The 21,503-nt window shown below is 64.2% G+C and carries 18 protein-coding genes and 1 tRNA gene; 13 read left to right on the plus strand and 6 right to left on the minus strand.

Features of this window, described 5'->3' with window-relative positions; all coding sequences use genetic code 11:
• Positions 1-45: 45 nt before the first annotated feature.
• Genes AC56LH_RS05860 through AC56LH_RS05870 form a run of 3 tightly spaced genes read right to left on the minus strand, consistent with a single transcriptional unit; the run spans position 46 to position 2,028 of the window.
• Positions 46-828 carry a UDP-2,3-diacylglucosamine diphosphatase gene (locus tag AC56LH_RS05860; protein WP_499644779.1) on the minus strand — a complete coding sequence of 261 codons (783 nt, stop codon included), beginning with the start codon at positions 826-828 and terminating at the stop codon, positions 46-48.
• Positions 829-859: 31 nt separating this feature from the next.
• The gene (locus AC56LH_RS05865; protein WP_499644781.1) at positions 860-1,351 is read right to left on the minus strand and encodes a peptidylprolyl isomerase; all 492 of its coding nucleotides are present in this window, start codon (positions 1,349-1,351) and stop codon (positions 860-862) included.
• A gap of 59 nt (positions 1,352-1,410) precedes the next feature.
• Positions 1,411-2,028 (minus strand): peptidylprolyl isomerase, encoded by a 618-nt coding sequence (locus tag AC56LH_RS05870; protein ID WP_499644783.1) that lies wholly within the window; start codon positions 2,026-2,028, stop codon positions 1,411-1,413.
• Positions 2,029-2,315: 287 nt separating this feature from the next.
• On the opposite strand from AC56LH_RS05870, the gene cysS reads away from it, so the two are divergent.
• The 8 genes from cysS to AC56LH_RS05910 all read left to right on the plus strand — a co-directional run bounded on the left by cysS (position 2,316) and on the right by AC56LH_RS05910 (position 11,444).
• Complete coding sequence (gene cysS, locus AC56LH_RS05875) at positions 2,316-3,716, plus strand: cysteine--tRNA ligase (protein WP_499644784.1); 1,401 nt, start codon at positions 2,316-2,318, stop codon at positions 3,714-3,716.
• Positions 3,716-4,405, plus strand: a complete 690-nt coding sequence (locus tag AC56LH_RS05880; RefSeq protein WP_499644786.1) for a DNA-3-methyladenine glycosylase family protein — start codon at positions 3,716-3,718, stop codon at positions 4,403-4,405. The genes cysS and AC56LH_RS05880 overlap by 1 nt, the downstream gene beginning before the upstream one ends.
• 99 nt (positions 4,406-4,504) lie before the next feature.
• Positions 4,505-5,482, plus strand: a complete 978-nt coding sequence (locus AC56LH_RS05885; protein ID WP_482898391.1) for an acetyl-CoA carboxylase carboxyltransferase subunit alpha — start codon at positions 4,505-4,507, stop codon at positions 5,480-5,482.
• A gap of 26 nt (positions 5,483-5,508) precedes the next feature.
• Positions 5,509-6,933, plus strand: coding sequence for a tRNA lysidine(34) synthetase TilS (gene tilS / locus AC56LH_RS05890; protein ID WP_499644788.1), 1,425 nt, complete (start codon positions 5,509-5,511; stop codon positions 6,931-6,933).
• A 157-nt stretch (positions 6,934-7,090) separates the two neighbouring features.
• Positions 7,091-8,338, plus strand: a complete 1,248-nt coding sequence (locus AC56LH_RS05895) for an aspartate kinase (RefSeq protein WP_499644790.1) — start codon at positions 7,091-7,093, stop codon at positions 8,336-8,338.
• Positions 8,339-8,435: 97 nt separating this feature from the next.
• Positions 8,436-8,528: transfer RNA gene (locus AC56LH_RS05900), tRNA-Ser, on the plus strand.
• A 473-nt stretch (positions 8,529-9,001) separates the two neighbouring features.
• Positions 9,002-10,123 (plus strand): Gfo/Idh/MocA family protein, encoded by a 1,122-nt coding sequence (locus AC56LH_RS05905; RefSeq protein WP_499644792.1) that lies wholly within the window; start codon positions 9,002-9,004, stop codon positions 10,121-10,123.
• A gap of 97 nt (positions 10,124-10,220) precedes the next feature.
• The gene (locus tag AC56LH_RS05910; RefSeq protein WP_499644794.1) at positions 10,221-11,444 is read left to right on the plus strand and encodes an MFS transporter; all 1,224 of its coding nucleotides are present in this window, start codon (positions 10,221-10,223) and stop codon (positions 11,442-11,444) included.
• Positions 11,445-11,557: 113 nt separating this feature from the next.
• Here the strand turns inward: AC56LH_RS05910 and AC56LH_RS05915 are convergent, their stop codons facing one another.
• Both AC56LH_RS05915 and AC56LH_RS05920 read right to left on the minus strand, forming a co-directional pair.
• Complete coding sequence (locus tag AC56LH_RS05915) at positions 11,558-11,953, minus strand: hypothetical protein (RefSeq protein WP_499644796.1); 396 nt, start codon at positions 11,951-11,953, stop codon at positions 11,558-11,560.
• Positions 11,950-15,306, minus strand: a complete 3,357-nt coding sequence (locus AC56LH_RS05920) for an nSTAND1 domain-containing NTPase (RefSeq protein WP_499644798.1) — start codon at positions 15,304-15,306, stop codon at positions 11,950-11,952. The genes AC56LH_RS05915 and AC56LH_RS05920 overlap by 4 nt, the downstream gene beginning before the upstream one ends.
• Before the next feature lie 305 nt (positions 15,307-15,611).
• On the opposite strand from AC56LH_RS05920, the gene AC56LH_RS05925 reads away from it, so the two are divergent.
• From AC56LH_RS05925 to AC56LH_RS05940, 4 genes are all read left to right on the plus strand, one after another.
• A complete protein-coding gene (locus tag AC56LH_RS05925; protein WP_499644800.1) occupies positions 15,612-16,448 on the plus strand; it encodes a hypothetical protein in 837 nt (278 codons plus the stop codon).
• 34 nt (positions 16,449-16,482) lie between these two features.
• Positions 16,483-16,884 carry a hypothetical protein gene (locus AC56LH_RS05930; protein ID WP_499644802.1) on the plus strand — a complete coding sequence of 134 codons (402 nt, stop codon included), beginning with the start codon at positions 16,483-16,485 and terminating at the stop codon, positions 16,882-16,884.
• A 149-nt stretch (positions 16,885-17,033) separates the two neighbouring features.
• A complete protein-coding gene (locus AC56LH_RS05935; RefSeq protein ID WP_499644804.1) occupies positions 17,034-17,504 on the plus strand; it encodes a DUF2231 domain-containing protein in 471 nt (156 codons plus the stop codon).
• A 29-nt stretch (positions 17,505-17,533) separates the two neighbouring features.
• Positions 17,534-18,793, plus strand: a complete 1,260-nt coding sequence (locus tag AC56LH_RS05940; RefSeq protein ID WP_499556773.1) for a PQQ-dependent sugar dehydrogenase — start codon at positions 17,534-17,536, stop codon at positions 18,791-18,793.
• 77 nt (positions 18,794-18,870) lie between these two features.
• Here AC56LH_RS05940 and AC56LH_RS05945 read toward each other — a convergent pair whose 3' ends face one another.
• Positions 18,871-19,296 carry a hypothetical protein gene (locus AC56LH_RS05945; protein ID WP_499644806.1) on the minus strand — a complete coding sequence of 142 codons (426 nt, stop codon included), beginning with the start codon at positions 19,294-19,296 and terminating at the stop codon, positions 18,871-18,873.
• Between the two features lie 148 nt (positions 19,297-19,444).
• Between AC56LH_RS05945 and AC56LH_RS05950 the strand changes: the two genes are divergently transcribed.
• Positions 19,445-21,499, plus strand: a complete 2,055-nt coding sequence (locus tag AC56LH_RS05950; protein WP_499644807.1) for a TonB-dependent receptor — start codon at positions 19,445-19,447, stop codon at positions 21,497-21,499.
• Positions 21,500-21,503: the final 4 nt, after the last annotated feature.

Raw genomic sequence — 21,503 nt, forward strand, 5'->3', positions numbered from 1 at the left:
ATGCAGACGCGAGATCATGCGGGGCGGATAGAACGCGGGAGGATGTTAGAGAATGGCGCCGTCGACGTCGTGACGCACGAGACTGCCGTCTGCGTGCAGCGCGATCCAGCCGCCACGGTGTGGCGCTTCGTCGAGTTCCCAGTCGGGCAGCACGTAGCGCAGCTTGTCGCCATGCGCATGTACGGCAGGCCGGTGCGTGTGTCCGTGGATGATGACGTCGGCATCGAGCGCCGCAAACACAGCGGTCACCGCTTCAGGCGTGACATCCATCGTCTCGTACGATTTGCCCGTGTGGGCTTCGCGCGAACCTTCACGCAGGCCGGCGATGATGCCCTTGCGCTGCGCCAGCGGCATGCCAAGGAATTGTGCCTGCCAGTCAGGCGCGCGTACCTGGGCGCGAAACGCCATGTACTTTGTGTCGAGCGTGCACTGCGCGTCGCCATGCACGAGCGCGATGCGGCGCGTGCTGGCTTCGATGACATGGGGTTCCTGCAACAGGGTCAGATGGGCGGCGTGCGCGAAGCCTTCCCCAACCAGGAAGTCGCGGTTGCCCGCGATCCAGAAGACCGCCACGCCGGCATCGGCGACGGCGCGGATCGCCGTGATGATGGTCTGGTGGAACGGATCGGCGACGTCATCGTCACCGGCCCAGTATTCGAAGATATCGCCGAGCAGATACAATTGCTCGGCATGCACCGCGCGCTCGGCCAGGAAGCGTAAAAACGCGTCCAGCGTGCGAGGGTGCGAGACCTGCAGGTGCAGGTCGGAAATGAACAGCGCGAACGGGCGCGCAGGCAGCGTCATAGCAGCGCTCAAGAGAGCGCTCATGCGACCCACTGATGCTGGTGCGCGCCGAACATTACAGGACTTCGATTTTCTCGATGATGACTGGGTCGACCGGCACGTCGGAGTGCATCCCGCCGCGGCTGGTCTTGACGTTGTTCAGCGTGTCGACGATGTCCTGGCCTTCGGTGACTTTACCGAACACGGCGTAACCCCAGCCGTCCTGGCCCGGGTAGTCGAGGAAGGCATTGTTCTTGGTGTTGATGAAGAACTGGGCCGATGCCGAATGCGGGTCCGACGTGCGGGCCATGGCCAGCGTGTACTTGTCGTTCTTCAGGCCGTTCTTGGCTTCGTTCTCGACGGTAGCCGGGGTTGGCTTTTGCTTCATGCCTGGCTCGAAACCGCCGCCCTGGATCATGAAGTCCTTGATCACGCGGTGGAAGATCGTGTTGCTGAAGTGACCCTTGTTGACGTAGTCGATGAAGTTGGCAACGGTCTTCGGTGCTTTTTCAGCGTCCAGTTCAGCGGTGATGTTGCCTTGATTGGTGGTGATGAGAATCGTCGTCATGTGGTGTCCTTGTTGTTGGTTGATGAGCGTGCGCGCCGGATGCAGGCGCGGCTGAGCCGTTATTTTACTAGCTTGTCGCCCTTGAGCAGCGTCACGGACGTAATCTTGATCGGCACGACCGGCACGTTCTGCATGCCGCGCACGTCGTCGACCACCACCGCCTTGATCTTGTCGACCGTTTCCTGGCCCTTGACCACCTTGCCGAACACGGTGTAACCGGAGCCGCCGACGAACGGAAAGTCGATGCCCGAATTGTCGGCCACGTTGATGAACCATTGCGACGTGGCGCTGTCAGGATTGTCTTCGCGCGCCATCGAAATTGTGTACGGCTGGTTGGACAGGCCGTTGTTCGATTCGTTCTTGATGGGCTTGACCGTCTTGCGGCCCTCGAACTTTTCGTTCATGCCGCCGCCCTGGATCATGAAGCCGTCGATCACGCGATGGAAGATCGTGCCGTTGTAGGCGCCCGACTTGGCATAGGCCGCAAAGTTGGCCACGGTCTTGGGGGCTTTCTCCTGGTCGAGCTCGACGACGATCTCGCCCATGCTGGTCTTGATTGCATATTGCGGCATGTCGGCCGCCAGCGCGCTGCCCGAGAACAGCACGCCGCAGGCGAGGGCGGCGGTGGCGCCGGCCATGCGCACGAGTGCGAGGCGGCGGGTGAATGACGATGACATCTGGCTTCCTCTGATGGACTGCGCACGTGGCGCTGTCAAGGGTTGTCCCGAAAATAAAGCTGGTCCGTATGGGGCCAGCCGGGTTTTTATCAATGCTATACTTTCCCGGAAGCGTTCAAGAGAAGCGTTTGCATCCGAACGTCCCATTCTATCAAATAAGAATAACACCGAGGACCCAGGCGAACCCCACGCTGCACCCGTCCGGCTGGCGCGCATGCAATGCTGCGCCGGGATGGTCGTTGCGGCGCCGGCGATCGTTTGCCAGCCTCGTGCGAACCGAAAATTCAATGAGCCAACTCAAGATTTACAACACGCTGGCGCGTGACAAGCAGGTCTTCGTCCCGAAGGTCGCCGGCAAGGTGGGCATGTATGTCTGCGGCATGACTGTCTACGATTACTGCCACGTTGGCCACGCACGCATGATGATGGCGTTCGATGTCGTTTACCGCTGGCTGCTCGCGTCCGGCTACGAGGTCGAGTACGTGCGCAACATCACCGACATCGACGACAAGATCATCAGGCGCGCCGTCGAGAACGGCGAGACCATCGGTGCACTGACGAGCCGCTTCGTCGGGTACATGGACGAAGACACGGCTGCGCTCGGCATCCTGCCGCCGACCGTCGTGCCACGCGCCACCGAGTACGTGCCGCAGATGCTGTCGATCATCGGCAAGCTCGAACAAAAAGGCCTGGCCTATCAAACCGCGGACGGCGACGTCAACTACGCCGTGCGCGGCTTCGACGGCTACGGCAAGCTGTCGGGCAAATCGCTCGACGACCTGCGCGCCGGCGAGCGCGTCGACGTCAACACCGGCAAGCGCGATCCGCTCGACTTCGTGCTGTGGAAAGCCGCGAAAGAATCCGAACCCGCCGAGGCCAAATGGGATTCGCAATGGGGCCAGGGCCGGCCGGGCTGGCACATCGAATGCTCGGCCATGTCGTGCGCGACGCTTGGCGAACACTTCGACATCCATGGCGGCGGCGCCGACCTGCAGTTTCCGCACCACGAAAACGAGATCGCCCAGTCCGAAGGCGCGTTCGGCGCGCCGATGGTCAATTACTGGATCCATAACGGGTTCGTACGCGTGGACAACGAAAAGATGTCCAAGTCGCTGGGCAACTTCTTCACGATCCGCGACGTGCTCAAGAAGTACGACGCCGAAGTCGTGCGCTTCTTCATCCTGCGCGCCCATTACCGCAGCCCGCTCAATTATTCCGACGTCCATATCGACGACGCGAAGGCAGCGCTGACCCGCCTGTACACGGCGCTGAACGGCATCGAGTTGGGTAACGAGCCGGTCGCGGTCGACTGGGACGAAGCCCACGCCCGGCGCGTGCGCGAGGCGATGGACGACGACTTCAACACGCCGCTGGCAGTGGCTGCACTGTTCGATCTGGCCGGTGAAGTCAACCGCACCCGGTCTGTCGATGCGGCGCGTCAGCTCAAGGCGCTTGCCGCCGTGCTGGGTCTGCTCGAACGGTCACCGCAGGCGTTCCTGCAGGCGGGTAGCCCCGATGCGGGCGAGGGTGGGCTGGACGAAGCGGCGATCGGGGATGCGATCGCACGCCGCGCAGCCGCCAAGGCCGCGCGCGACTTCGCTGGTGCTGACGCCATCCGCAAACAATTGACGGAGGCGGGCATCGTCCTGGAAGACAAGGCCGACGGAACGACCTGGCGCCGTACATAATGCCAGCGAACAAGGACAAGTCGGGCAGCGTGGCTGCATTGGCAGGCACGTCGCCGACGCACGATGCGCTCGCCGTGCCCATCTACTGGGCCGAGGCCAAGCGCGAACTGATGCAGCGCGACCGCATCATGAACAAGCTGATCCCGCAGTTCGGCGACCTGCACCTGCGCGGCCAGCCCGACCCGTTCACGACGCTCGCGCGCTCGATCGTCGGCCAGCAAGTCACGCCGAAAGCGGCCGACCTGGCCTGGGGCAAGCTGCTGGCCGTCTGCCCGACCCTGGGCCCGAGCCAGATTATCAAGCTGGGCGCAGTCCAGTTGTCCGGCTGCGGCCTGTCCAAGCGCAAGACCGAATACATCCTCGACCTGGCCGACCATTTCAAGGCCAAGCGTGTCCACGCCGACCTGTGGTCCGAAATGGATGATGAGGCGGTGATTGCCGAGCTGATCCGGATTCGCGGCATCAGCCGCTGGACAGCCGAGATGTTTTTGATATTTAATCTGTTGCGGCCGAACGTCCTGCCACTGGACGATCCCGGCCTGATCCAGGGCATCAGCCAAAACTATTTCTCGGGCGAACCTGTTTCGCGCAGCGATGCGCGCGAGGTGTCGGCCAACTGGGAACCCTGGCGCACGGTGGCAACATGGTATTTGTGGCGCAGCCTGGACCCGGTCGCCCCTGCGGCCTGAGCCCCGATCCGCCCGACACGCCACCGGCTTACGGTAGAATAGCGCCCTGATCCGCCGCGCAGCCTCAGAGCACGGCCAAGACATTACCCCGGAGTGACAATGACTAAATTAACTTTCCTCGATTTCGAGCAGCCGATCGCCGAGCTCGATTCCAAGATTGAAGAGCTGCGGTTCGTACAAGATGATTCCGCCGTCGATATCTCCGAGGAGATCGATCGCCTGGACAAGAAAAGCCAGCAGCTCACCAAAGACATCTACGCCAAGCTGACTCCGTGGCAAGTGTCGAAGATTTCGCGTCACCCGCAGCGTCCGTACACGATGGACTATGTGAATTCGATCTTCACCGATTTCCATGAACTGCACGGCGACCGCACGTTTGCCGACGACCAGTCGATCATTGGCGGCCTGGCCCGCTTCAATGGCCAGCCCTGCATGGTCATCGGCCACCAGAAGGGCCGCGATACCAAAGAGCGCGCGATGCGCAACTTCGGCATGCCGAAACCCGAAGGCTACCGCAAGGCCATGCGCCTGATGAAGCTGGCTGAAAAATTCGGTCTGCCGATCTTCACGTTCGTCGACACGCCGGGCGCATTCCCCGGCATCGAAGCGGAAGAGCGCGGCCAGTCCGAAGCCATCGGTCACAACCTGTACGTGATGGCCGAACTGAAGGTGCCGCTGATCGCCACCATCATCGGTGAAGGCGGTTCCGGCGGCGCGCTGGCCATCGCTGTTGGCGACGCCGTGCTGATCCTGCAATACGCGACCTACTCGGTGATTTCGCCGGAAGGCTGCGCGTCGATCCTGTGGAAGACGTCCGAACGCGCCGCCGATGCTGCCGATGCGCTGGGCCTGACCGCGCACCGCCTGAAGGCCATGGGCCTCGTCGACAAGATCGTCAATGAGCCACTGGGCGGCGCCCACCGCGACCCGAAACAGATGGCGCAATTGCTCAAGCGCGCACTGGCCGACACGCTGCGCCAGTTCCAGGGCATGAAGACCAAGGACCTGCTTGAAGCCCGTCATGCCAAGCTGATGGCGTATGGCAAGTTCAAGGAAACGCTGCCGCGTGAAGAGTAAGCAACAAAAGTAAGCGAGTCTCAACAGTGAGCAGAACCAATCGCGGGACCGATCCAGCCGGATCGGTCCCGTCAGCATGTAATGAGGCGCTCGCGCGCCTGTCCACCACCTACACGCCCACCTCGATCGCGATCGCCTGCAGTGGCGGCCTCGATTCGATGGTCTTGCTGCACCTGGCCCACCCCTGGTGCGCGCAGCAGGGGATCCCCTTATTTGCCTTCCACGTCCATCACGGCCTGAGCCCGAACGCCGATGCCTGGCTCGCGCATTGCGAACGCAGCTGCGCAGCGCTGGGTGTGCCGTTCGACCACCGTCGCGTGACGATCCCGGTCGACGGCTCCGGCGTGGAAGCAGCTGCACGCCGCCCAAGATATGCGGCGCTGGGCGCCATGTGCCGTGAGCATGGCGCGACGCTGCTGCTGACCGCCCATCACCTCGACGACCAGGCCGAAACCGTGCTGCTGCAATTGCTGCGCGGCTCGGGCCCAGCCGGCTTGTCCGGCATGGAAGCGGCCAACCGTTCGCCGAACCTGCTGGGCGACGACGTCACCGTGATGGCGCGCCCGCTGCTGACGCAAGCGCGCGCGGCGCTCGAGGCCTACGCCGCGACGCATGCTTTGCGCTGGGTCGAGGATGAATCCAACCAGGATGCGCGCTATGCACGCAACGCGCTACGCCATCAGGTGATGCCGGCGCTGGCCGCGAACTTTCCCGGCTTCCAGGCGCGCCTGGCGCGCGGCGCCGCGCACGTGGCGTCGGCCCAGCGCATGCTCGAAGAACTGGCGGCGCAGGACCTGGCCGCCTGCCTGGACGGCGATGCGGTTGATCTCGCGGTGCTCGGCGCGCTCAGCGCCGACCGCATCGACAATTGCCTGCGCCATCTGTTCGCCGTACGCGGGCTGGCGATGCCGTCGACGGCGTGGCTCGCCGAGATGGTCTGGCAATTGTTCTCGGCGCGCGACGATGCGCAGCTGAAGGTCACGCATCCTGACTGCCACATCCGCCGCCACCGCGGCAAGCTGTACCTGACGCCGCACTTGCCGGAACTGGAAGGCATGCGTGACCCGGACGACCTTGGCATCTTCGTCAAGGAAGGGCAGCGCTTCCGCTGGCAGGGCGAAGCGTCGATGGCATTTCCGGCCTACGGCGGCGTGCTGCACTTCGTGCCGGCCGCAAGGGGCTTCGACGCCGCGTGGTTGCGCGCGCTGCCGTTGATGATCGATTTCCGCAAGGGCGGCGAGCGCCTCAAGACGGCTTCCAACCGGCCCACGCGCGGCCTCAAGGCGCACTTCCAGGCGCTGGGCGTGCCGGCCTGGGAGCGCGAGCGCCTGCCCACCGTCAGCCGTGGCCGCGAGCTGTTGTTCGCCGCCGGCATCGGGATGGATTGCGCGCATGTGCTGGAAGACGGCGAGGAGAGGATCGAATTGCGCTGGGAAGCGAAGACGGCCTGAGGCAGAGAGGCAGGCGCGGCCAGTGGCGTTGCGAAAAGCATTAGGTTATGTTCTTTTCGTATAGCTTTTCCGCCAACGAGCCTTGTGATGCCGCGCTGCACCATGCTAGAGTAAGGGTCCCTTTTTGATCCTTACCCTAGCTGGAACCCTTCCTGATATGGCTTTAATTGTCCACAAATATGGCGGGACGTCGATGGGATCGACGGACCGTATCAAGAATGTCGCGGCCCGTGTGGCCAAGTGGCACGACGCAGGTCACCAGATCGTCGTCGTACCGTCCGCCATGTCGGGCGAAACCAATCGCCTGATCGGTCTGGCCAAGCAGATCATGGACCAGCCCGATCCACGCGAACTGGACATGATCGCCTCGACGGGCGAGCAGGTGTCCGTGGGCCTGTTGGCCATGGCGCTGCTGGCCATCGGGAAGGACGCGGTGTCGTACACCGGCTGGCAGGCGGGCATCCGCACCGATTCGTCGTTCACGAAAGCGCGCATCCAGTCGATCGACGACACGCGTGTCATGCGCGACCTGGCCAACGGCAAGATCGTCATCATCACGGGTTTCCAGGGCATGGACGAGGACGGCAATATCTCGACCCTTGGCCGCGGCGGTTCGGACACGTCGGCGGTGGCCATTGCGGCCGCGCTGAAGGCCGACGAATGCCTGATCTACACCGACGTCGACGGCGTCTACACGACCGACCCGCGCGTGGTCGACGAGGCGCGCCGCCTGTCGAAGATCACCTTCGAAGAAATGCTCGAGCTGGCGTCACTGGGCTCGAAAGTGCTGCAAACCCGCTCGGTCGAGTTCGCAGGCAACTACCAGATGCCGACGCGCGTGCTGTCGTCGCTGACCGATCCCCTGATGCCCCTGGCCGAAGAAGCCAGCTCCGGCACCCTGATTTCGTTTGAGGAAGAAAGCAATATGGAACAAGCCGTCATCTCCGGCATCGCCTTCAATCGCGATGAAGCAAAGATCACCGTCCTGGGCGTGCCGGACAAGCCGGGCGTCGCCTTCCACATCCTGGGCCCGATCGCCGAAGCCAATATCGAAGTCGACATGATCATCCAGAACCAGTCGGTGGAGGGCAAGACCGACTTCACCTTCACGGTCTCGCGCAATGACTATGTGCAGGCGATGAAGGTGCTGGAAGATCAGAAGGACATCCTGGGCGCGGCGAAGATCGTCGGCGACGCCAAGGTGTCGAAGGTCTCGGCAGTTGGCGTGGGCATGCGCAGCCACGTCGGCGTGGCCTCGGACATGTTCCGCACGCTGTCGGAGGAGGGCATCAACATCCAGATGATCTCGACGTCGGAGATCAAGATCTCGGTGCTGATCGACGAAAAATACATGGAACTGGCCGTGCGCGCCCTGCACAAGTCGTTTAATCTCGAACAAAGTTAAGCCAGTTTGCAATTTTTTGGGTGTGTTTTCTTGACCAAATGAGCACCAACCCTTAAGATGCTTGCACTCAGCGCTGACGGAAACGGTGGCACTGATTGGAGACGTGGCCGAGTGGCCGAAGGCACATCCCTGCTAAGGATGCATACGGCTTATACCTGTATCGTGGGTTCGAATCCCACCGTCTCCGCCAAGAACGATGAAAAAAGCCACCGCGAGGTGGCTTTTTTCTTTGGTGGCCCGTCTGCTTGCCACTTGGCACAGCCGGGGTCAGGTCTGACATTCGGACACGGCCTCAGCGTTAGCCCCTTCTAATGGTAGCTGGACAGCTGGACAGCTGGGGTCAGGTCTGACATTCAGACACGGCCTCAGCCTGAACGGCTTTCAATGGTGTCTTGCCCAGTGTATGGGTAGTCCGGCGCTTGCCATTCCCGATTAGCCGACGGTCGCGTTCGTGTCCGAATGTCAGACCTGACCCCCGCTTTTGACCCCCGCTTTCTGAACGTACGAGACATTCCCGACTACCCGACGGTCGCGCTCGTGTCCGAATGTCAGACCTGACCCCAGCTTTTCACTTTAGCCTGCTCCGCAGCAGGATCGGTGCACCCCCGTTAAAATGCTGGATGCCGCATTTGCTGGTCCAACAGTTTCAAGGGAGTCTCTCGCATGACCATTTCATCCACTCCCGCAGTGTCTGTGAAAAAAATCCGCGTCGGCATCGTCGGCGCCGGTACCTGGGCCGAGTATGGCCATATCCCGTCGCTGGCCTTGTTGCCCGAGTTCGAACTGACGGCCGTGTACAGCCGCAGCTTTGATAAGGCCCAGGCACTGGCCGCGCGCCATGGCATTGCGTATCCCGTCACGTCGCTGCAGGCGCTCGTCGAGCATCCTGAGGTCGATCTGGTGCTGGTGCTGAACCAGGCGCCGCAGCATGAGGCAGCCATCCGCGCCGCCATTGCCGCTGGCAAGGACGTGTATTCGGAATGGCCGCTGACTACCAGCACCGCCGTGTCGGCCGAGCTGGCAGCGCTGGCCGAGCAAGCCGGTGTGCGCCACGTTGTGGGCCTGCAGCGCCGCCTGTCGCCGAGCTACCGCTACATGTCGGATCTGCTGGCCGAGGGCTACATCGGCGCGTTGCGTTCGGTGCGCATGCATGTCAGCGTCGACGCGTTCGGCGCGCGCCGCATGGGCTATCTGGCCTATACGGTGCCGACCGAGAATTTCTCGGATCTGCTGCCGATCTTCGGCGGGCACTTTCTCGACATCCTGTTCAGGCACTTCGGTTTTCCGCGCACGCTGAGTGCGCTGACGGCCAACCAGATCAAGCAAGTGACGATCGTCGACACCGGCGCGACGCTGCCGCGCACCAATCCCGATCAGGTGCTGGTCACCGGTACTTTCGCCAACGGCGCCGTGCTGTCGGTGCAGCTCGAGGCGGGCAAGCGCAATAACGCCGGCGTGCAGATCGACCTGACGGGGACCGAAGGCGACCTGCGCATCATCAATGCGACCAGCTTCGGTCCATCGGTCAATCTGATCGAAGGCGCGCGCGGCGATGCCCAGCCGTTGCATGCGCTGCCTGTGCCGGCGCAGTACGACTGGCTGCCCGAACACGACCTGGGCGGCAGCGTGGCCGAGCTGGCCCATCTGTATGCGGCGTATGTGCGCGACGTGCGCGATGGCACGCAGTTGGCGCCAACCTTCGCCGACGCGGTCAGGATGCATGCGGTGATCGACGCGATCATCGCGTCCGACCGCAGCGGCAGCCGGGTCGATCTGGCCGTCTGATTCGCCAGGCCGCACTTTTTTCTTTCCTCAGCGTTCGCAGCGGCGGTGCATGGGTCAACCATGCGCCGCCGCTGCGGCGTTCGCCATGGCATTTCACATGACACCAGATACCTTGCAGCACCCCGACGAACTTCGTGATCAACCCGCCGTGCCGAAGCTGCCGCTGACATCACTGCTGGCGCTGACGATGGTCAGCTTCGTTGTTATCCTCACCGAAGTCTTGCCCGCCGGGCTGCTGCCGCAGCTTGCCGCCAGCCTGAACAGTTCGCAATCCGTGATGGGGCAGCTGATCAGCATTTACGCACTGGGCTCGGTGCTGGCCGCGATCCCATTAGCGGCCGCTACGCAAGGCGTCGGTCGCCGCACCTTGCTGCTCACCGCCATGGCGGGCTTCGTGATTGCCAACACGATCACCGCGCTGTCCACGAGCCTGACGCTGATCTTCGTCGCCCGTTTCCTGGGTGGCGTGGCGGCGGGGCTGGCCTGGGCCATGCTGGTCGGCTACGCTGCGCGCATGGTCGCGCCGCAGCACAAGGGCAGGGCGATTGCCATCGCGATGGCGGGCACGCCGCTGGCGCTGACGGTCGGCATTCCGCTCGGCACCTATGTCGGTAATCTGGTCGGCTGGCGCATCGCGTTCGGCGCGCTCAGTGCGCTGGCCGCGCTGCTGATGCTGTGGATCGTGCTGCGGCTGCCGGCGCTGCGCGCGATCCCCGGCCAGCAACGCCAGCGCGTGGCGCAGGTGTTTGCGCTCCCCGGCGTGCGGACCGTGCTGGCGGTGCTGCTGCTGTACGTCGTCACCCACAACCTGTTGTACACCTATATCGCGCCGCTCGTGACGCTGGCCGGACTGGCGCCGCGCGTGGACTTTTTGCTCGCGCTGTTCGGCGGTGCTGCGTTGCTGAGCCTGCTGCTGGTGGGTGCGCTGGTCGACCGCTGGCTGCGGCAGCTGGTCATGATGAGCACCGGCTTGTTCCTGCTGGCGAGCGTGACGCTGGCGCTGTGGCCAGGCGCGCCGGCCGCAGTGTATCTGGCGGTGGCCATCTGGGGACTGGCGTTCGGCGGCGCTGCAACCTTGTTCGTGACGTCGCTGTCCAATGCGTCGGGGCCGGCCCAGGACGTGGCGCAGTCGATGATGACGACCGTGTGGAATCTGGCAATCTTTGCCGGCAGCGTGGTCGGTGGCATGTTGCTGGGCCAGTTCGGTGCAGGGTCGTTTGCCTGGGTCGCCACGGCGACACTTTGCGTGACCCTGCTGATCATCTGGCGCAGTCGTGCGCAGTTCTATTGGCGCGGCGCCGCGTCGAACCTGGCCAGATGATCGCTGGCGGCTTTATTTGCCCACGCCGTTCTTGATTTCAGGATCCGTCGTGGCGATCAGCTCGACGACAGGTGCTGACGATTTGCCGGCAGCGCGCTTGCTGAACACGAGGATCACACACGCGTCGTGTGGGGTGCGACCGGCACGAGCATGAACCGGTTGCCGTCGAACTGGCAGGCGCTCGGAAGGATATCGTCGCTGACCGACAGGGTGCGCGCCACCCCCGCGTACAGGGTGACACTCCGGTCGAGGCGATCCACCGTCAGATGGGTGTGCTGCAGGATGGTGTCGACGTCCGGCTGGTACAGCATCACGCTATCGGCGTCGCTTCCGCCGTGTTTGGTGTTGAGCTCTTTCGGGGAGATCTTTTCCCACTCCTGCGCACCGTCCGCCTGGGCGTAATACAAAACACGTTCCACGCTGCCGTCGTCGGGGATGACGGGCACGACGAAAAAGACAGGGGCACTACCTGGCACGGATGTGATAGCGTTCGGGGCTGCTGTTGTCATGGTGCGTTCCTGATTGGTACTGCGTTGAGAAAGGCTGACGACTGCGGCCGGTAGCCGCCCATCGTCAGCGTTTGCACATCGGCGCCGGTGACGGCGCCTTCCCCTGCACATGCGCGTGCCACGAGCCACGCTTCACGTACGAAGCCTGCCTGGCCGGTGTCGATTGCCGGTTGCAATGCATTGCGCGTTGCCCGGCACAGGACGGTCGGGTACGACCCGTCGGCAGCACTGGCATCGGCCTGCAGCAGCAGCAGGCCGGCCCGTGCCTGCAGTTCGCGGCCCTGCCACAGAAACGGGTACTGCGCCATCAAGCTGCGCACGTCCTGCGCCACGCTGCTGGCCGCGGCGCGCGCAGCAGCCCGGTCGCGTGTCCGCATGGCCTGCGCGGCGACAGCAAGGCGCGTCTGCATCAAGCTCTGGCGCCACTCGCGGATGTCCTCGTTGCCCTTGCCAGCGCTTGCCAGGCGGCGCTGCAGCGCAGCGAGCTGCGCGTCGATGGGCCGGCCGGCGTCCGCCTGCGCCAGCAGCAGGGCGCTGTCGGCCAGCAGGCTTTCCGCCTGCCAGAAGGCGTTGCTGGCGCCATCGACCAGCGCCTGGTGCATCCAGGTCACGGCCGCCTGCCTGGCAGCGATCGCCTCGTCGCGCCGGCCCAGTGCCTGCAAGGCTTCGGCGCGCCGGCTTTCGATGACGGCCAGGTCGCGCAGTCGTACCGATTCGCCCGGGCGCGCCTGTTGCAGCTGTTGTTGCACCGCGCGCGCGGTGTCGTACAGCGCCAGCGCGTGCGCGCTGTTGCCTGTCAGGTGCGCCACCTGGCCCAGCCAGGCACGCGCGCTGGCCACCGCATCCTGGGCATCGACGTCGCCCGGATGGTCGGCCAGCACGGCCAGCTTGAGCGCCAGCGATGCGTCGAAGCCGCGCTGCGCGTCAACCCAGCGGCCCCTGCGCATCGCAATCGAACTCAGGCTCCCAAGCGCAAACCCGAGCTCGGCCCTGGCCTGGGGATGCGCCGGTGCGGCGGCCAGCCAGGCCTGGCTGGCGGCGCGATAGCGGGTCATCTGCGCGGTGGCCTCATCCAGGTGGCCGGCGTCGTAGGCCATCTGGCCGAGCCAGAATGCGCTGGCGCCCAGCGTCTTGTAGTACTCGCCAAGATCGATGCCTGGTGCCGGCCCCATCGCCGAGAGCAGGTTGTAGGCACGCGCCAGCGCCGTGCCGGCCATCGCGAGCTGGTGCGTTCCGCGACTGCTGTTGACTTCGCCGATCACGACCAGCGCCTTGGCACGCTGCAAGGTGTCAGCCGGCAGTTCGTCGCGGATGTCGTGAGGATTGAGCACCTGCAAACCATGTTCACCGATGCTGGCGAGCAGATCGAGCTTGCCGATCGGGCGCAGCTGGTCGGCAAGCTCGCCCAGCATGAAGGTGGCCAGGCGCCGGCTCTGCAGCTCGCGCGCCGTCACAGTCTCGGCCAGCTGCGCATTGCGCACGGCGGCCAGGCCGGCAGTTGCCGCCAGCGCCAGGGCGCCAGCCAGGGCGGCCACGCGCCAGCGCGTGTGCGCCTTGAGGCGTGCCAGGGAGCGCGCCACGAAGTCGTGTTCGTCGCGCCCGAACAGTTGCGGTGCGGCGCGCACCGCGCTGCTCGATTGCCACAACAGCGGCACCCGTGGCAGCAGACAGGCCTTGGCCCGTCCGCTGTCCAGCCAGCGCCGGACCCAGGGCGCCAGTTCGGCGCGTGCGGTCAGTGCGACGCGGTGCTGCGCGACCCACGCCGTCACGCGTGGCCAGCGGCGCAGCAAGGCTTCGTGCGCGACACGAAAACCGATCTCGCCACCGCCCAGGCGGTCGGCCACCAGCAGGCGCGCGTCGATCAGCGCCTCGGTCAGTGCGCGCTCGTGCAGGTCGGTGAGGCTGGCGCCGATCACAGAGCGGCTGGTGGGCGATGCATCCTCGGCCGACAGGGTTACCAGGCGCGGCAGCAGTCGCGCCAGCGCTGCCTGTTGCGGGTCCGGCAAGACTGCCAGGACCGCTTCGGCCCGGCTGCTGATCGCACCTTCCAGGCCACCCAGCGCATCGTACGCAGCCCAGGTCAGTTCGTCGCCGGGCGCGCGCGCCAGATACAGCGTCTGCAACGTGGTTTGCAGCAGCGGCAAGGCATCGCCGGCCTGCATCGCATCGGCGCACAAGCGGTCGTCCAGCCGGTTCAGGCTGCTCGCGTCGCTGCCATAGGTCAGGTTGGCCGCGCGTGCCGGCAGGCGGATCATCTGCATGATGGCTTGGGCGTCGGGTGGCGCCAGGTCCATGTGCGCCCCGTGCTCCTTGCCGTGCATCAGCAGACGGTGGCACGCCAGGCGGGGATAAAAGTCGTTGCGGCAGACGGCCAGCACCAGCACCATGCTGCTGCGGACCAGCCGTTCGATACAGTCGAGAAACGCCTGGCGGTCCGCGTCCCTGGCTGGCTCGAACAGGCCCTCCAGGCGATCCAGCACCAGCAGCGGCAAGCCTGCGTTATCAGTGCGCTGTGCCTGCAAACCGATCCGCAGCAAGCGCAGCATGTCATCTGGCTCGCCATGCAGCAACTCCGCCAGCGAGGCGATGCTGTGGCCCGACAACAGCGCGACATTGGCAAACTCCCAGTCGAGCAGCGCCCCGGCCAGCGCCTGCCATGGGCCGCTCGCGTCGAGCGCGCCCAGGTCGAGCACGGTCGCGGTGCAGGCCCGCAGGCGTTCATCGCCCGGCACCGGCGCGGCCAGCATGGCGGGGATGAGGCCGGCACGCACCAGCGATGTCTTGCCGGAACCGCTGGGCCCCAGCAGCACGACCAGCGCGTGGCCCCGCGCCTGCTGCTCGCCGAGGCGGCGGTGCAACTGCCGGATGGCGTCGTCGCGGCCGAAATAGACGGCGGCATGTTCCGTCCCGAACGGTTCCAGACCACGGAAGGGCGAGGTACCGCGCCATGCGCCGCTCAGGCTGCGCGGCCCGTTGTCGGACAGCACGCGGATCGGGGCGATCAGCCGGTAGCCCTGCTTGCGGATCGTTTCGATATAGCGTGGACTGGTGGCGGCGTCCTGCAGCGCCCGGCGCAGGCCGGCGATGACTTTGTGCACCTGGTTGTCGCCCTGGACCTGGCCCGGCCAGCAGGCATCAAGCAGGGCGTCGGCCGTGACCACCTCGCCGCAGCGCCGGCACAGTTCCGCCAGCACGGCCATCGGCCGCGGCTCCAGCGCCACCACGTTGTCACCACGCGCGATCCGGTGCGCCGCCAGGTCGACTGTCCAGTCGCCCAACAGAAAGCGACCGCCCGCGAGCAACGGATCGCCTTCTTGCAGTGCGCGTAATTCGGGTTGCGATGCGTGTGTCAAGATCACTCCCTGAGCATGGGCGAGGCGCATCCTCGTGTGCCGTGGCAAGCAAAAAACGCTTGCGATGATGGCAGGCTTTCAATATGGCACGTAAAAGATGGTTTTGTAAACCTGTCAATGTTTCAGTTGCTTTTGGCGGCTGGTTGGTCCGGCAACGCCCCCACTCGCGTTCGCGCCGGGGATTTGACAAATGAATCAATGACTTGACGTGCAGGGCAATGCGGGAAGGTATCCGGAAGGTGTCAATACAGTGTTCATCGTAGAGTGTTCGCGCAGGGATCGAGCAGCACGACTTACCGGAGAGCATGATGAACCAGCCTGCATTGTCACTGATCACCAGCGCATTGGCCGTGGGCAACGAACCGCGTCCCTGTTCGGACGACGCCATCCGCGAGGCATTACGACGTGTCCTGACCAGCAAGCAATTTGCCAAGGCACGCCGCTGCACGGCGTTGCTGGTTTATCTGGTCGAGCGCGTGCTGGTGTGCGACGACGCAGATGCGTCGCCACCGGAACACGAGATCGGCGTGGCCGTGTTCGGCCGCGATCCGGCAGCGTATTCCCCGGCAGACGATCCCATCGTCCGGGTCCAGGCAGGGCGTCTGCGTCTGCGCCTGACCGCGTATTACGCCGATGAAGGCGTCCTTGATGCCTTGCGCATCAGTGTGCCGCCAGGGCGTTATCACGCCCGCATCCTGCCCGCTGACGACCAGGGAGCAGGCGGGCCGGTGCCTGCCGGTGCGCCGCTATTGCTGTTCAGCCCGCTCATCTGCCTGTGCGCCGGTGCAGCGGCCAGTCACTTCACGGCAGGCCTGAATGACGAGTTGGGCTTCCGGCTGTACCGGGAACTGCGCTCGCTCAGCCTGCCCGGCGGAGACAGCCCGGCCCCGGCCGACAGCCAGTCGCGCGCGCGCTACCTGCTCGAGGGCACGGTGCGCCAGGACGCCGCGCTGCTGCGCGTGTCCTTGATCCTGCGGCACGGTGCCGGCGGCGCGGTGCTGTGGTACGCGCAGTTCGACCGCGCCAGCGGGATCGATGGCGCAATCGATGCCGCTATCGGCGATCAGGAACAGATGGCCGCGCGCTGCGTGGCCGCGCTGCAGCAGCATCTGCCGCGCGGTACGGCCCTGCGAGGCCGGTAAGGCAATGGCCCCGTATCGGCCTCTGGTGGCTATCGTGGTCAGCCACGAACATCCGGTGGGCATGGCCATGCACCTGCGTTTCATCCCCAGCCTCGACACGGCAGCGCTGATGCTGCGCGAAGGATTGCTGCTGCGTCATACGCCCGATGGCGCCGAACTGTGGCGCGGGGCGGCGTATCGGCACGCGGTCATGCTGCCACTGGTCTTCCAGGTCGTCACGCGCAACGCTCAGTTGCAGTCGTGCACGCAGTGGCCGGTCGAGCGGCCCCTTCGATACGTCAGCGTGACAGGCCAGGAGCAACTGCGGGCCGAGACCCTGGCCGGCTCGGGCGCCTCGCGCCGGCCCTTGCTGTCGGTCGGGATCGACCATCGTCCGGCGCCCGATGGCGCCTGCGCCACGTACCGCATCGCGCTGGCGTCCAACCGGCGCGACTGATCTCTGTACGCCCCGGCGTTGCCGGCAGCGTCACGCACATCGACCACCTTTGGCATGAGAGCGACGCGGGAGTCGCGCCGGATTCGCGCCGGATTCGTACCAGATTCGTGCCGGACTCAACGAGGCGACAGTCTCGCTGCATAGCCGCTATGATCTGCGTTATCAAAATTACCAATAAGGTCAACCCCATGTCTACTGTCACCACGGCCAGCGCAACGTACGTCCGCCCGCCAGGCGTACTCCATACGATCCTGCTCGCAGGCAGCGTGTCGCTGTTCCTCGGCGCATTGCTCAGCGATTACACCTACTACACCACCTACCAGATCCAGTGGAGCAATTTTGCTTCGTGGCTCAACGCCGGCGCCTTGCTGTTCGCCGGGCTGGCGCTCGTGTTCGCGCTGGTCAATCTGCTGCGCGCCAGGCCAATGGCCGGTCGGCCGTTGAACTACTTCGTGCTGCTGCTGCTGACCTTCGTGATCGGCCTGGTCAATGCTTTTCAGCATGCCAAGGATGCCTGGGCGCTCATGCCGACCGGCCTGTTGCTGTCGGCCATCGTCTTTATCCTGATTTGCATTACCGCTGTCATAGGCCTTAACCCACGTTCGGGAGGACTGAAATGAATCGCTCGAGCGCACTTGCCCTGTTCAGCATGACCCTGCTGGCCAGCGCCTGCAGCAACGAAGCCAATACCAACCTGGCCAGCGGCCCGGATCCGAAACTGCCGGCGCCCGAGCGCGGCCTGTTTCCAAGCATGAAAATTGCCGAGCCGACTGCATGGGGCGATCAGAAGCCGACCGTGCCGGAGGGTTACAGCATCACGGCCATCGCGACCGACCTGAAGATCCCGCGCCAGATGCTGGTGCTGCCGAACGGCGATATCCTGGTAGCGGAAGGGCGTGGCGGCAGCGCGGCCAAGCTCAAGCCGAAAGACGTCATTGCCGGCTACATCAAGGCGCAGGGCAATACCAAGGTGAAGGGCGGCAATCGCCTGACGCTGCTGCGCGATGCGGACGGTGATGGCCAGTACGAGCTCAAGACCGTGTTCGCCGAAAACCTGAACGCCCCATACGGCCTGGCGTTTGCCAACAACAAGCTGTACGTGGCGAACCAGGATGCGGTCGTCACCTTTGATTACCAGCCGGGTCAGACCAAGGCTGCCGCAGCGCCGGTCACGCTCACCCAACTGCCCGCCGAGATCAACCACCACTGGACGAAAGCGATGACCATCAGCCCCGATGGCCGCTATGTCTACGTCGGTATCGGTTCGAACAGCAACATCACCGAGCGCGGTATGGAAGCCGAAGTCGACCGCGCGATGGTCTGGCAGATCGATGTGACGACGGGCGCCCACAAGCCGTACGCCACGGGCCTGCGCAACCCGACGGCGCTGGCGATGAACCCGGAAACGGGCCAGCTGTGGTCGGTCGTGAACGAGCGCGACGAGCTGGGCCCGGACCTGGTGCCGGATTATCTGACGTCGGTGAAAGAGGGCGGTTTCTACGGCTGGCCGTACAGCTACTGGGGCCAGAACGTGGACCCGCGCGTGATGCCGCCGAACCCGAAAAAAGTGGCGGCAGCGATCAAGCCGGACTATGGCCTGGGCTCGCACGTCGCGGCGCTGGGTCTGCACTTCTCGCTGCCGACCATGGGCGCAAAATTCGCCAATGGCGCATTTGTCGGCGAACACGGCAGCTGGAACCGCGACAATCCGGTGGGCTACAAGGTGATCTTCGTGCCGTTCGCGAACGGTCGCCCAGCTGGCGCGGCAATCGACTTCGCCACCGGGTTCCGGGATGCCAACGGCAAGACGCGCGGTCGTCCGGTCGGCGTCACGGTCGATCCGCGCGGCGCGCTGATCATCGCTGACGATTTGGCGAACACCGTCTGGCGCGTGGTGCCGAACCGCTGATCAGCGTCTGGAGTAACCGCCGCAGCGGGGATGATGCCAAGCCTGGCGTCATCCCCGCTGCGGCTTTTTTTCGCCCGTTACTTTTTCCACTTGCAGCGTGATGTTTCCATTGCGCCGACGTCTTCCTCGAAGGTGAATGTCTTCTTGTCCCGGGCACGCTGATACGCAAATTGGTTAATGAGCGCACCCTGGGTCGCAACGGTGTACGTGCCGCCGTTCTTGCCCGGTTCCTGCCAGATTGTGGTGAACTCGAACGGTCTGCCCGGTGTCATCTCCACTGAACTCGTCTTGAGCGCCCGCAGCAGGATGGGCATGCTGCCGCGCTGATAGCGCACGGCGGCGTGTGCGTGTTCGGATTGTGGGAAGTCGAACTGAAGCCGGATGGGCGTCGCGGCGTCGACCGAGACCAGGCAGCGAAACTCGTTGGCTTGGGCCATCGCAGGGTTGGCCAGCAGAGCGGCGAACAGGAGGGTGGTGAGATGCTTCATATACAGAATTTTCATGGCAAGTTGGTTTGCCTTAATGGGGCGATGATTCAGCATACCGGATGCCCGGCAACATCTTGCATGTTGCCATCTCTACTGAGAATGGTTTATCATTATCGACTCAGCGCGCATCGCCGCGTGCGCCGTTCATGACAAGGTTTTTCTGATGACATTCAAGCTCCTTCCAATTGCCCATGCACTTACCCTGGCAACCCTCGGGTCCACGTTCGCCCACGCTGCCGAACCGGCGATCGTCATGGGCGAGGTGCGCGTGAGCGCCCAGCGCGACGCCGGCGCCTTGCGCTCGAGCCGCGTCCTGACATCGGTCGATGTGCTGGGTGCGGACAAGATCGAAGACAAGAACGTGACCAACAGCTGGGAACTGGTTGGCCAGTTGCCGGGCGTGCAACTGACCGAAACGCGGATGGGCGCCGAATCGGGCAAAGCGAGCTTTCGCGCGTTCAACGGCGAAGGCTATATCAACGGCATCAAGGTGCTGATCGACGGCATCCCGAGCAATGTCAACAGCGGCAACCAACGCTTTATCGACATGATCTTCCCGCTCGAGGTCGACTATATCGAAGTGGTACGCGGCACGAATGACCCACGCTATGGGCTGCACAATATCGGTGGCAACCTGAACATCGGCACGCGCCAGGGCGGCAATTACTTTGACAGCCGGTTCACCTACGGCAGCTTCAACACGCGCGAAGTGCAGGCGGCGTATGGCCGCGAAGCCGATGGCTTTGCACAAAATTATTTCGTGGCGAAACAACTGACCGACAGCTACCGCGCGAACGGCGACTCCAACAAATACTCGATCGGTGGCAAGTGGTTCGTTACGTCCAACGACAAGACGGTCACGGCCGGCCTGGTCGTGCGTACCTACGAGCACACGTCGGGCGAGCCGGGTTTTCTGACTGCCGCCGAACTCGCTGCCGACCGCCGCCAGTCGCCGCGCAAGAACGCCAACGACAAGACCGACCGCGACATGCACCACGCCAGCGCGCACCTTGACTGGCACATCACGCCGAACGCGTTCCTCAGCAACAAGCTGTACTACAACGAATACAAGGACGACCGCCGCGTCACCTTCACCAGCAATCCTGAAGGCAATGCGCCGCGTCAGCGCCGGCTGTGGGACGAAGAACAGCTTGGTTTCATGAGCACGCTGACATGGCGCGCGAACGAGCGCGTCACGGTTGACGGCGGTGTGAACACCGAGCGTCAGGACAATGGCTACCGCCGCCTGCGCTACAACTTTGCGATCCCGACGGACTTTTCGACGCCGGCCCGCACCCAGAACGACGACCGCTACAAGTTCAACAATGTCGGCGCCTATATGCAGGCGGTGATCAAGGCGACCGACACGATCCAGCTCGTGCCGGGCTACCGGGTCGACCGCTTCACCGGCAACCAGCCGCTGGCGGGTGGCACGAGCGTGGGGCTGCAGGAGTACGGCTGGATCAAGCAACCCAAGTTCAGCATGGTCTGGAGTCCGGCGACCGATATCAGCGTCTACGGCAACTGGGGCCGCACGTTCCAGATCCTGACGGGCTCCGTGGGGCCGGCCTATCTGGTGCCGGGCCAGGCGCCGTTCGACGCGTCGGTGAACACTGGCAAGGAAGTGGGCGTCAAGCTCAAGCCCACCACGCGCAGCGATTTGCGCCTGGCGCTCTGGCGTCAGGATGCCACGGGCGAAGTGGCGAATATGCCGGCCACCGGCACCACGGTGGGGCTGGGCGAGACGCGCCGTGAAGGCCTGGACTTCCAGCTCTCGGGCAAGGTCACTGACAAGCTGGAACTGTCGCTGTCGCACTCGCTGCAAATGGCCGAAGTGCGCAAGGCCACGGGCACGAATGGTGTTTCGCTGGCCGGCAAGGAGGTGTTCTCGACGCCGCGCCACATCACCAATGTGAGCCTGGATTACAGGCACTCGGACACCTGGCGCTTCGGTTTGCAGGGCCGCTCGCAGGGCAACTACTACATCGATACGCCCAACGAGCTGGGCAAGTTTGGCGGCTTCGTGCTGTTCGATGCGAACGTGCGCTATGCGATCTCGGCGCGCACCAGCATCGATGTGCAGGTCAAGAATATTGCGGACCGCAATTATGAGTACGCGTGGTACGACAACTTCTTCTGGCCGGCAAGCCAGGCGCAGCCGATGTACTCATCGGGCAATGGCCGGGCTGCCTATATCTCACTGAACGTGAAGCTGTAGTCCG

The organism is Telluria sp. LT1R51-2 (assembly GCF_059685775.1).

Coding starts and splice junctions, on each gene's coding strand:
- AC56LH_RS05860 (WP_499644779.1), bottom strand. CDS start 828: ATGAGCGCTCTCTTGAGCGCTGCTATGACGCTGCCTGCGCGCCCGTTC.
- AC56LH_RS05865 (WP_499644781.1), bottom strand. CDS start 1,351: ATGACGACGATTCTCATCACCACCAATCAAGGCAACATCACCGCTGAA.
- AC56LH_RS05870 (WP_499644783.1), bottom strand. CDS start 2,028: ATGTCATCGTCATTCACCCGCCGCCTCGCACTCGTGCGCATGGCCGGC.
- cysS (WP_499644784.1), top strand. CDS start 2,316: ATGAGCCAACTCAAGATTTACAACACGCTGGCGCGTGACAAGCAGGTC.
- AC56LH_RS05880 (WP_499644786.1), top strand. CDS start 3,716: ATGCCAGCGAACAAGGACAAGTCGGGCAGCGTGGCTGCATTGGCAGGC.
- AC56LH_RS05885 (WP_482898391.1), top strand. CDS start 4,505: ATGACTAAATTAACTTTCCTCGATTTCGAGCAGCCGATCGCCGAGCTC.
- AC56LH_RS05895 (WP_499644790.1), top strand. CDS start 7,091: ATGGCTTTAATTGTCCACAAATATGGCGGGACGTCGATGGGATCGACG.
- AC56LH_RS05905 (WP_499644792.1), top strand. CDS start 9,002: ATGACCATTTCATCCACTCCCGCAGTGTCTGTGAAAAAAATCCGCGTC.
- AC56LH_RS05910 (WP_499644794.1), top strand. CDS start 10,221: ATGACACCAGATACCTTGCAGCACCCCGACGAACTTCGTGATCAACCC.
- AC56LH_RS05915 (WP_499644796.1), bottom strand. CDS start 11,953: ATGACAACAGCAGCCCCGAACGCTATCACATCCGTGCCAGGTAGTGCC.
- AC56LH_RS05925 (WP_499644800.1), top strand. CDS start 15,612: ATGATGAACCAGCCTGCATTGTCACTGATCACCAGCGCATTGGCCGTG.
- AC56LH_RS05935 (WP_499644804.1), top strand. CDS start 17,034: ATGATCTGCGTTATCAAAATTACCAATAAGGTCAACCCCATGTCTACT.
- AC56LH_RS05940 (WP_499556773.1), top strand. CDS start 17,534: ATGACCCTGCTGGCCAGCGCCTGCAGCAACGAAGCCAATACCAACCTG.
- AC56LH_RS05945 (WP_499644806.1), bottom strand. CDS start 19,296: ATGAAAATTCTGTATATGAAGCATCTCACCACCCTCCTGTTCGCCGCT.
- AC56LH_RS05950 (WP_499644807.1), top strand. CDS start 19,445: ATGACATTCAAGCTCCTTCCAATTGCCCATGCACTTACCCTGGCAACC.